This is a genomic window from Rhodococcus sp. EPR-157, from assembly GCF_001647195.1.
In the GTDB taxonomy this organism is placed as follows: domain Bacteria; phylum Actinomycetota; class Actinomycetes; order Mycobacteriales; family Mycobacteriaceae; genus Rhodococcoides.
On sequence record NZ_LVCV01000682.1, the window covers coordinates 1 to 10,448 of the forward strand.

The window sequence follows — 10,448 nt, forward strand, 5'->3', positions numbered from 1 at the left end:
TGTCGTCGGACGAGGCCGCGGGCATCCCGTCGTGCGTAGCCAAGCAGGTGACCAGACCGATCAGGAATCGAGACCCGCGGCCGCCAGTTCCGCAATTGATCTGATCGGCGCGACGTGAGGGAGGGCCCTCCGGGCCAGTGGCACGGTTAAGTGCACCCCAACGCACTCAACCGTGCCAGTGTGGCGGAGCCACGAACCCATCAAACGTCGATTCCCGTCGCGTCGACCACGGATGCCCACAACGCGTCCCGCGCCTCGGGTGAGTCCTTCCGCCACGACGGGTAGTGAGTGGGTCGCACGGCACGGTCGTGCCAGAACTTCCCGGTGCTGCTCAGCGCCTCGTCCCCGGATACGAGCCAGACGACGGTGTCGGCTCCCTCCCTGGCGGTACGAAGAATGGGCTTCATCAGGCTGCCGAAGACCGGACTCGACTCGGTGACGCCGGGCGTCGCGGCCCATCCGGGGTGCATGCTGTGCACTACCGGGTCGTGCTCGCCGATCAGCCGCTCGGCGAGTTGTTCGGCCACGACCACCTGCATTCGCTTCGTCCGTGCATAGGCGGTGTGGCCCGAGTACTTTCCGGACGTGTATTCGAAATCCTGCGTCGTCAACGGCGCCGTGTACATACCGGCGCTCGACACGAAAATGACTCGAGATCCGGCGTCGAACAGTTCCCTGAGCCCGACCGTCATCGCGACTGGCCCCAGCACATGCGTCGCGAACGCCACTTCGTGATTCTGCGCCGTCGCGATGCGCTTGTTCGGCATGACTCCTGCGCAATGCACAACGGCGTGTAGGCCGGTCAACTCGGAGGTGAGGGCGTTGACGAATTCGGCCACGGAATCCAGATCACTGACATCACAACGATGTACGACGACCGGTCCGGCGGCGGCAGCATGAATCTCGCCGGCGGATTTTTCCAACCTCTCACGGGAACGCCCGACGATATGGACGCGAGCCCCCAGTTTCGCCAGCGACATCGCGGTCGCTGCCCCGAGCCCGGAACTGCCTCCGGTGACGACGACGTCGATCGGTTCGGCAAACGGTGCTGGGTCGGCGCCCCAGAACCGGCTACGCACGACCGAACCGATGCGCGAGTAGCCGGGAACTACGGCTCGGTCGAGAAGGGTATCGAGGATGCTCTTCACGGAGGTCATGAGTCCTTGATACCCGCTCATGCCATCATGCATGTATGGCGCTTTCCGAGGCAGCACTCGAGACCCTCGCGACACTACCCACCCACCGGCGCCAGAGCTTCCAGCTGAGACTCGAACAGTGGTGGCCCGACCTGCACGACGCCGTCACTGCGCTCTACGGCAATCCCGACGACGTCGCGGCCCGACTCGTCGAGGTGGCTGCCCGTGGCTTCGCGGACCGTTCGGACGAACTCCACCTCCTGGATCAACGTCGGCTGCTGGCGCCCGACTGGTTCCAACGACCGGACATGTTCGGATACGCCTGCTACGTCGATCGCTACGGAACGACGCTGCAGGGGCTCGGGGAGCGGCTCGATCACCTCACCGATCTGGGCGTCACCTACCTGCACCTGATGCCTCTGCTGAAGCCGCGACCGGGGGACAACGACGGCGGGTACGCGGTGATGGACTTCGGGGTCGTGCGTCCTGACTTGGGCACCACCGATGATCTGCGCGACCTGGCGACTTCACTGCGGGAACGTGGCATCAGTCCTGTTGTCGACCTTGTACTCAATCATGTTGCACGAGAACATGAATGGGCGGTCAAAGCTCGCAGTGGAGATCCGAGGTACCGGGACTACTTCCACATCTACCCCGATCGTGAGACTCCCGATTCGTTCGAGCGCACCCTCCCCGAGGTGTTCCCGGACTTCGCACCCGGCAGCTTCTCCTTGGACCCCGAGTTGGACGAATGGGTATGGACCACGTTCAACGAATGGCAGTGGGACCTGGACTGGTCGAACCCCGACGTGCTCCTCGAATTCGCCGGCATAGTCATGCATCTGGCAAATCTGGGAATCGAGGTGCTGCGGCTCGACGCCATCGCATTCCTGTGGAAGAGACTCGGAACGAACTGTCAGAACCAGCCCGAGGTGCATGCGATCACGCAGGCGTTGCGCACCACGTGTCGTCTGGCTGCGCCGGCCACACTCTTCAAGGCCGAGGCGATAGTCGGCCCGCGAGATCTGATGCCGTACTTGGGGATAGGCCGGCACACAGGGCGGGTGTCCGACATCGCCTATCACAACAGTTTGATGGTGCAGATATGGTCGATGCTGGCTTCGGGCAGCACGGATCTGGCGCGTCACGCGCTGGCGGCACTGCCACCGACACCGCCCAGTGGGACGTGGGTGACGTACGTGCGTTGTCACGACGACATCGGGTGGGCGATCGACGACGGTGACGCCGCAGCACGCGGCATCACCGGGGTGGGACACCGACATTTCCTGGCGGACTGGTACTCGGGAGAATTCGACGGTTCCTGGTCGGAAGGTCTTGTATTCCAATACAATCCGGAAACAGGGGACCGTCGGATCAGCGGTACCGCCGCTGCGTTGAGCGGGCTCGGCCCGTCGAGGAAGGATCCCGACGGCGGGTTCGCGCGACTCTTCCTCGCGCACGCGGTTGTCGCGGCATGGGGCGGAATTCCTGTCGTGTGGAGCGGCGACGAAATCGGCTCGCCGGGGGACCCCGATTGGGCGAGCGAACCGGGCCACGAGAACGACAACCGCTGGGTTCATCGCCCCCGCGTCACCGATGAAGACCGCGCGCGACGGTTCGAGCAGGGGAGCGACGCGCAACGAGTGTTCGACGGGATTGCGCACATCGCCCGCGTGCGTAAGGGCCTCGCGATGCTGCACTCGGAGGCGCCCGTAGCGGTCCTCGCCGATTCCGACGATGGACTGCTGGTGCTGCAGCGCCGCCACCCGAGCGGAACGTTCGTCGGCGTCTTCAACGTCACCGGACACGATCGCCCGTTCCCGCACGCGCAGCTGTACGAGCTCGGCCTGACCGATCCGACCGAGGTGCTCACCGGACACGACCTGTCGCAGCGCGACGGGATCGTGTGGGTCCCGCCGTACGCGGCTCTGTGGATCGTGTGAAAGTCACAATCGAGCATCGACGTTATTTCCCTGTTACCCTGCCTCCCGAAGGTCGGTTCGATTCGACGATAGGGATTGTTTGATGTTTTCTCGTGCCCGCAGCTTGACGCTGGGACTCGTGACCGTGTTGATCGCAGCGCTCGGAGCCATTTTCGTTGGCACCGGCGTCGCGCAAGCGGACTCGGCTCTGGTCTATGTCCACTCGGATGCGATGAACAAGGACATCCCGGTCAAGGTCTTGAAGGCCGCCGGTGGAGGCCCCGCGCCCACGATCTACCTGCTCGACGGTTTGCGCGCGCCGGACAACAACAACGGCTGGCTCATCGAGACCGACGTCGAGCAGTTCTTCGCCGACAAGCACGTCAACGTGGTCATCCCTTACGGCGGCGGCGGAACGTTCTACACCGACTGGGAGCGCCCGGACCCCAAGCTCGGTGTCGTGAAGTGGGAAACCTTCCTCACGCAGGAACTGCCCCCGGTCATGGCCGACCAGTTCGGCAGCGACGGCGTCAACAACGCCATTGCGGGTCTGTCCATGAGCGGCACCTCGGCACTCAACCTTGCAGCCCATCACCCCGACTTCTACACGGCAGTCGCGTCGTTCAGCGGCTACCCGACGGCCAGCAGCCCCGGATACGCCCAGGGCATTCAGGTCTCGGTCGGCGAAATGGGCGGAAACGCCCGCAACATGTGGGGCGCGTGGCCGTCGGCTTCCTGGTTCGCCAACGATCCGGTGTTGAATGTCGGCGCGCTCCGCAACACCTCGGTCTTCGTGTCCGCAGGTACGGGCTCGCCATCGACCGACCCGACCGTCAACCCGGTCAGTGCCAGCTTCGACCCGGTCAAGTTCGCTCAGATGGTCCCGCTGGAAACCGCCTCCGGTCTCAGCAGCACCACCTACGTGACGGCCCTGCGTGCAGCCGGAGTCAACCCGCAGGTTCGCATCACCGGCACCGGAACGCACTGGTGGAACTTCTGGGAAGCGCACCTGCACGACGCATGGTTCTCAACCTTCGCACCAGCGTTCGGCCAGTAACCAGTTCCGATTTCTGCACGAATGGCACGATGCAACGCCTCAGGCTTTGCACCGTGCCATTCGTCTGTCGTGACCTCCCTGTGTCGGGCTGCGTCGGCGGCTAAGGTCGAGAGCCATGACGGCCCCGAAGATCGACATGGACTACACAGTTCTCGACTGCCCCGATCCGGCGGCGCTGATGAACTTCTACCGGCAGGTGCTCGGTTGGGAGATCGCACGTTCGGACGGCGACTGGGCGGTGCTGCAGGGCCCTGGTGAGTTGCGCCTTGCATTCCAGCAGGCCACCGACTTCGTTCCGATCGAGTGGCCCGCGCATGGCGTCAAGATCCACCTCGATTTCGTCGTCGACGACATGGAATCGACGGAGCAGTACGTCCTCGGGATCGGCGCGAGAAAGATCGAAGGCAACGAGAACCATCCGGGTTTCGCTGTGTTCCGCGATCCGGTCGGCCACTTGTTCTGCCTGTGTCGGCGCGATTGACTACTATTCGCACATGGCATCGGACAACAGCTTCCTGGTCGAACGCTCGACGGTGATCCATGCATCGCCGGAGAAGATTCACTCGTTGCTGGAGAACTTCCAGAAGTGGCGGAGTTGGCCGCCGTGGGAAGACATCGATCCTGACATGAAACGCACCTACACCGGTCCGGACTCAGGCGTCGGTGCGTCGTACGCCTGGTCCGGCAATCGGAAGGCCGGTGCTGGCAGCATGGTCATCACCGACTCGAAGCCGGGCCAGGTCGTCGTACTGGATCTGGTGTTCACCAAGCCGTTCAAAGCTCAGAACGTCATCACGTTCACCATCGATCCGGGGCCGAACGGTTCCGAGGTCACCTGGGCGATGACCGGGAAGAGCAATTTGCTGTTCCGACTCGTCGGCAAGGTCTATTCGATGGACAAGATGGTCGGCAAGGACTTCGAGAAGGGCCTGGCCCAAATGAAGGTCGAAGCAGAGAAGGCCTGATCAGGCCGCAAGTTCGTAGCTTCCGACGGTGGCATTCACTTGCAGCCACTGAGCCAGGATCTGGCAGCCAGTCAGTCCGCTCTTGTCGAGCGGCTCGCTCGCGTAGGCGATATGCCGGTCCCCGGACGGGTTGGACACGCGGTAGCTCCGCCACGTCAGTGAGCTCGGGAGATACCCGGCCAGCTCCCTCGCCGCGACGCGCAGGCGTCGCGCATCACGAACCCACTGCCGCGGTGACAGGCGAGTTTTCGCAGCGTTCTGGAAGCTGTTGGTGCGCGCGAGTTCCCAAAGGTGATGCCGCCACAGTTTCGTCGTTCGGAACGACATCCACCGGGTGAGGTCCGCGATATCCCGGATGAAGCTGTCGTCACTGGCGTTGCAGATCATGTCGTGCGGGTGCCCGATCCACATCACCTGGACTGCATCGGGCCACGCCGGTCCGATGCCCGCGACGCCTCGGCCCTGGCATGCGGCCACGGCGCCCGCAGGTTGCTGCGGATCAGAGATCAGCCCGGCGGCGATCACCGAAGGCGCAGTCAGTTCACCCGACGCCATCAGGCCGAGCACCTCGCGGACGACCGAGCTTCCCTGCGAATATCCGATCAGAGCAATCGGACCTTCGGTGTCGCGGACTGCAGCGATCAATCGTCGGACCCCCACCTGCGTGCTCTGTCGATAGCTGAGGCCACCCGCCGCGACCGGACCGTACGACGCTGGGTAGCCGACCCACCGGCTGGTGAATCGTGTATCGAGCGCATCGGTCGCATGGCGCAGCAGACCGGTCACTTCGGTCCGATGGTCGTCCGGGTGGGATTCACCTGTGCCACCGACCGCCAGAACCGTCATGTGCGTCATATACACACTGTGAATGATCATCCTGAGACGCGTGCCCGGTCGACCCTGAGAAGACTCTGGCAATCAGGACAGGCGCGAGAACGCGTGCGCGACGTCGTCCACTGCGCCGCTCAGTAGCGTCTCGTACACATCGGGATCGTCCATCGCGGACTCCGAGGACGTCACGCTCAGTGTCACGGCGTCGCCGATTCCGTGGACTCCGTGGGTGAGCCCCATGACCGGGGAGAGCGCCGGGAATCCGGCGGTGAATCGAACCCGACCGCCGCCGAGGTGAAGGTCGTCGTCACCGCGCGCCACGCTCGACACGACGGTGTTTCCGGTGACCGTATCCGGAACGGCGGTCACGTCGAACTGACGGATACCCCAGTGCAGCAAAATTGCGGGCACCATTTCTGTCGCCAGACTCTGTGCCTCCATCGCCGGGTGTTCGGCACGGGCTCGTCGATCCGACAGCTCTGCTGCAATCGCACGAGCGCGGCTGGGGAGATCCTCGATCATCGGAAAAAGGTCGACGCCGGCGTTGCGAAAATGGTTGCGTGCTCGTCGTGGACCGGGTTTGGCGAGGGTGATCTCCGCGCCGAGCCCTGCCGGCACCTCGTCGCCGTGCAGGGCCAGATATCGGGAGAGGGCAAGAGAGATCGCGGTGGATGCACCCACCGTGACACTGATTCCCGACGCGGCGAGCTCGGATCTGTCACGTACGACGCACCGCACCGAGGTGAGGCCCGACGGGGCAACGTTCACGCGGGTCAGGCGTCGGCCAGGTGCTTGCGGAGGTACCGCTCCAGAATCCGTGTCGGAGGCGAGAAGGCGTTCCAATTCCTGTGCGCGAGCTGATCTTCGGATGAACTCGCGGATACGAAATCGTCCCCGATCGACCGTCTCGGTCGCACGCTCCCGGCGATCACCGAACAATCGACGGGCGACGGCGGAGGCGACGCGGCCCTCGCCCAGCGCGTGTGAAAGTTGAAGTACAGCAACCAAAGCGGGGCCACTGCATCGCGGAGCCTCGGTGATGTGATCGAAAAGGTGTAGACGCCAGACTGTTTCGTGTTGATCGAGCTGTCGGGCGAACAGCTCGGCGATCCCGTCTCTGCAGGCATTCCAGCTGCCCGGGCTGGCATGCACGAGGATATGGCCGTCGTCGACCGGAGCGGACTCGAGACGTGGGTAGCCGAGCGTCAGTGGTACGTCCGCTATCCGCAGACTCAGTTCCTCGATCCTGCGTGCGTTGTCGACTAGGCCGGCGCGCACGGACCCGGCTGTAGCGTCGGTGTCGAAGCAGTACAGCAAGAACTGGTCGTTGGGGATCTTCGTGGACATCCAGTAGGTCTGAGCGTCGGTCGGATGCAAACGTCCGTGCATCGACAGAGGCTATCTCGAAGTCGATGCACGGACGGTGATGGACGCTTCGATCAGCCGACGTCGACCAAACCGACCGTCGGGAAGAAGAAGCAGCTCTGGTCGCTGCCGTCGACTGCCTTGTGGTTCACGGTGCCGAATACAGCGGCGAGGACGGTGCCGGTTCCGGTCTCGACCGGGACTGCGCGGGCGCCGGCTGCGGGCAGCGCGGACAGTGCTTCGGTCAACGGTCCGCGAATCGCATCCTTGACGAGCGGCAGCACGTCCAGGTTGGCCAGCACCGAGTCGACCAGTGTGGCGGTTGCTCCGCCCATGTCGGCGAATCCGCCCTGGAAGGTATTGACGTTGAACCAGGCGACCTGCATGCCGGTCTTGTCACCCGAGTCGTCGACGATTCCTGCGGGCACGAAGGCGAACATCGTCTCGCCCTTCTCCACCGCGTTCAGTGCGGGGAGTGCGATGGGCGCCGGAATCGTCAGATTCGGCCACGGTCCGGCCGCGCCACCTGCTACGCCGGGGACGATGCCGAGTGGTGCGCCGGGAGCTGCGGCGCAGTTGATGGCCGCGGTCGGGTAGAAGAACGGGGTGATGCCGAAGTCGGTCAGGATCTTGTTGACAGCGTCGAGCGCCGCGAGTGGATTGGCGTCGGCGGGTTCCGCGACGTCAGTGCGGGTAGCCGCGATCGCCTCGGCGGCAGCCTGCGACACAAGATCCACGCCGACGGGTGCCGGGGCTGGATCCGCTGCCGCAGTCGCAGGAACGGCCAGCAAGGCGGCACACGACAGTGCGGCGAAGGGCAGGGCTACTTTCCCTGCGAAACGACTGCGCTTTCCCGCGAAAAGGCTGTAGCGACGAGACATATGTGGCTCCTGTGACTCATGAGATCAAAGTTACGAATGTGGTGATAGGACCACAGACTCTTTCGACTTCTCAAGCCCAGGACTCCACGGTTACTCAATCGATACGTCAGCTGGCGCTGATTCCGTAGTCTCGAACAATGCCGACAAGGCCCGATGCATAGCCTTGACCGATGGCTCGAAACTTCCATTCCTGCCCGCGTCGATAAAGCTCCCCGAATACCATCGCGGTCTCGGTCGACGCATCCTCGGTGAGATCGAAACGGGCGAGCTCACGTCCGTCGGACCGATCGACGACGCGGATGAATGCGTTGATCACCTGGCCGAAGTTCTGGCCCAGAACATCGGCGTCGTGGATGGAGACGGGAAAGATGATCGAATCGATCTCGGGGGACAGCGCAACCAGGTCGACGTTGATGCTTTCGTCGTCGCCCTCGCCTTCGCCCGTGCGGTTGTCGCCGGTGTGCTCGATGGCCCCGTCTGGGGATCGAAGGTTGTTGTAGAAGACGAAGAAGAGGTCACCGGCCGACTTCTTGTCCGGTCCGAGCCCGATGGCACTGGCATCGAGGTCGAAGTCACCGCCGGTGGTGCTCCGCACATCCCATCCGAGGCCGATGGACACAGAGGTGAGGTTGGGGGCTTCCTTCGACAGTGAAACGTTTCCGCCCTTGGCCAGGGTGACGCCCATGTGATTACTCCTTCTCTCGCGGTGTGCTCTCCAGGGTAATGGCTGAGAGAGATGTGACTGGCGGTGCTGGAGTGAATGTGGTGAAATACCGAAACCGAAAAAAGTATCAGGGTTGTCGGTGTAATTGCCGACGACACGCCGGATGCGCAATCGATGTGGGGACTCACGTGCACGTATCGCGACGAGATTTGTTCAAGTACGCCGCAGTAGGGTCGGCGGCGGCCCTCGGCCTGGCCGCAGTCAATGCCAGCGTCGCAGGCGCGGACGGACTGGGAACCCTCGTCGATTACTCCGGTGGTGTGCCCTCACCGGATTCGATACGCGCGGCCGGCCATCTAGGGGCCATCCGTTACGTGTCCGATCGAAGGCCAGATGCGCAGTGGATGCTGGGTAAGCCGATGGAGCGCGACGAGGCGGACGCACTCACCGAGGCAGGCCTGGAAGTGGTGTCCAACTACCAATTCGGGAAGGGTGCGACTTCGGACTGGAAGGGTGGATTCGCCGCAGGCGTCAAGCATGCCAAGCGTGGCGTGGAACTGCACCGGGCCGCAGGTGGGCCGGAGGGCCGCCCGATCTACGTATCCATCGACGACAACCCGACGGCAGTGCAGTTCGCGACCATGATCGCGCCGTACATCCTCGGCTGGGAGTCCGTCGTCGGACCGGAGAACACCGGGATCTACGCGAATTCTCCGACCATCGAACTGGCGTCGATTGCGGGTCTCGGTCAGTGGTATTGGCAGCACAATTGGGGGACACCCGCGGGATATCGACACCCGAAAGCCCATCTTCATCAGGTGCAGATAGACAAGGCAAAGATCGACGGAATCGGTATCGACATCAATGTAATTCTGAAGTCCGATTACGGACAGTGGTCGCTGGCGTGATTGTCCACGAAAGAAATCGTCACACATGACATCGACGTAATTCGAGTCGGCGTCAATTCGCGCTTTCGTGATTTCTGGATTCGGCGAGCAACAGAATCAAGGAAACGAGCGCGAGTGCGGCCACCGCTGCGGAGAAGACGACACCCGCGGTGACGAGCCCCCAGGCACTCGCGGCGGCGCCCGCGCCGATCACGGGTACCGAAATCGCGATGTAGAGCACGACGAAGAACGTCGAGGTGACCTCTGCACGCCGGTCACCCGGTAGTTCTGCGGTCACCGACGCCATGCCTTTGCTGAACGTGACGCCCTGTCCGATACCGCACACCACTGCGGCCACGACAAGCAGGGGCAGCGAAGTCAGCAGTAGTGACAAACACAGCGCGCTCACTCCGAGAATCAGCACCACGCATCCCGCACGTAGCGCGAACTCGGCGCCGAGCCCGCGAAAGACGATCTGAGCCGTAGCCGAGGACGCGAAGGTCAGAAACACGACCACGCCACCGATGGCGTGATTGTCGATCCCGAGAACTTGCGTCATGAACCCGGGGGAGACGCCGGTGAACAGGCCGAGCACCGCGAAACCGGCGAAGCCGCCGATGGACGCGCGAACGAAGGTGCCGCGGATGGGCGCAGGTATGGACAGTCGCTGCATGTGTGGCCGGGCACCCCGGGCGACTGCTACCGGCTCCGGCACGAAGTAGACAGCGACACCGGCGACC

At 63.5% G+C, this 10,448-nt stretch carries 11 protein-coding genes and 1 pseudogene; 6 read left to right on the forward strand and 6 right to left on the reverse strand.

The features are described from left to right. Window positions 1-104, forward strand: a pseudogene (locus tag A2J03_RS32135) (AraC family transcriptional regulator); the annotation flags it as partial. A 96-nt stretch (window positions 105-200) separates the two neighbouring features. Here A2J03_RS32135 and A2J03_RS29200 read toward each other — a convergent pair. Next, entirely contained in the window at window positions 201-1,157 is a 957-nt protein-coding gene (locus tag A2J03_RS29200; RefSeq protein WP_068381700.1) for an SDR family NAD(P)-dependent oxidoreductase, read from the reverse strand. Between the two features lie 35 nt (window positions 1,158-1,192). Between A2J03_RS29200 and A2J03_RS29205 the strand changes: the two genes are divergently transcribed. The 4 genes from A2J03_RS29205 to A2J03_RS29220 all read left to right on the forward strand — a co-directional run bounded on the left by A2J03_RS29205 (window position 1,193) and on the right by A2J03_RS29220 (window position 5,080). Next, the gene (locus A2J03_RS29205; protein WP_068381675.1) at window positions 1,193-3,079 is read left to right on the forward strand and encodes an alpha-amylase family protein; all 1,887 of its coding nucleotides are present in this window, start codon (window positions 1,193-1,195) and stop codon (window positions 3,077-3,079) included. Window positions 3,080-3,161: 82 nt separating this feature from the next. Beyond that, on the forward strand, window positions 3,162-4,115 hold the full coding sequence (locus A2J03_RS29210) for an alpha/beta hydrolase (protein ID WP_068381678.1): 954 nt from the start codon (window positions 3,162-3,164) through the stop codon (window positions 4,113-4,115). 115 nt (window positions 4,116-4,230) lie between these two features. Next, the gene (locus tag A2J03_RS29215) at window positions 4,231-4,596 is read left to right on the forward strand and encodes a VOC family protein (RefSeq protein WP_068381681.1); all 366 of its coding nucleotides are present in this window, start codon (window positions 4,231-4,233) and stop codon (window positions 4,594-4,596) included. 13 nt (window positions 4,597-4,609) lie between these two features. Beyond that, complete coding sequence (locus A2J03_RS29220) at window positions 4,610-5,080, forward strand: SRPBCC family protein (RefSeq protein WP_068381684.1); 471 nt, start codon at window positions 4,610-4,612, stop codon at window positions 5,078-5,080. Here A2J03_RS29220 and A2J03_RS29225 read toward each other — a convergent pair whose 3' ends face one another. The 4 genes from A2J03_RS29225 to A2J03_RS29240 all read right to left on the reverse strand — a co-directional run bounded on the left by A2J03_RS29225 (window position 5,081) and on the right by A2J03_RS29240 (window position 8,842). Then, window positions 5,081-5,935, reverse strand: a complete 855-nt coding sequence (locus A2J03_RS29225) for a PE-PPE domain-containing protein (RefSeq protein WP_068381703.1) — start codon at window positions 5,933-5,935, stop codon at window positions 5,081-5,083. A 63-nt stretch (window positions 5,936-5,998) separates the two neighbouring features. Then, window positions 5,999-7,300 (reverse strand): hypothetical protein, encoded by a 1,302-nt coding sequence (locus A2J03_RS29230; protein ID WP_068381687.1) that lies wholly within the window; start codon window positions 7,298-7,300, stop codon window positions 5,999-6,001. A 50-nt stretch (window positions 7,301-7,350) separates the two neighbouring features. After that, the gene (locus tag A2J03_RS29235; RefSeq protein WP_068381690.1) at window positions 7,351-8,157 is read right to left on the reverse strand and encodes a hypothetical protein; all 807 of its coding nucleotides are present in this window, start codon (window positions 8,155-8,157) and stop codon (window positions 7,351-7,353) included. Window positions 8,158-8,263: 106 nt separating this feature from the next. Continuing rightward, window positions 8,264-8,842, reverse strand: coding sequence for a TerD family protein (locus A2J03_RS29240; RefSeq protein ID WP_068381694.1), 579 nt, complete (start codon window positions 8,840-8,842; stop codon window positions 8,264-8,266). A gap of 167 nt (window positions 8,843-9,009) precedes the next feature. Here A2J03_RS29240 and A2J03_RS29245 point away from each other — a divergent pair, with 167 nt between their 5' ends. Next, window positions 9,010-9,729 (forward strand): DUF1906 domain-containing protein, encoded by a 720-nt coding sequence (locus A2J03_RS29245; RefSeq protein ID WP_197481023.1) that lies wholly within the window; start codon window positions 9,010-9,012, stop codon window positions 9,727-9,729. 52 nt (window positions 9,730-9,781) lie between these two features. Here the strand turns inward: A2J03_RS29245 and A2J03_RS29250 are convergent. After that, window positions 9,782-10,448: MFS transporter (locus tag A2J03_RS29250; protein ID WP_156520649.1), on the reverse strand; the 667-nt coding region annotated here is incomplete at its 5' end.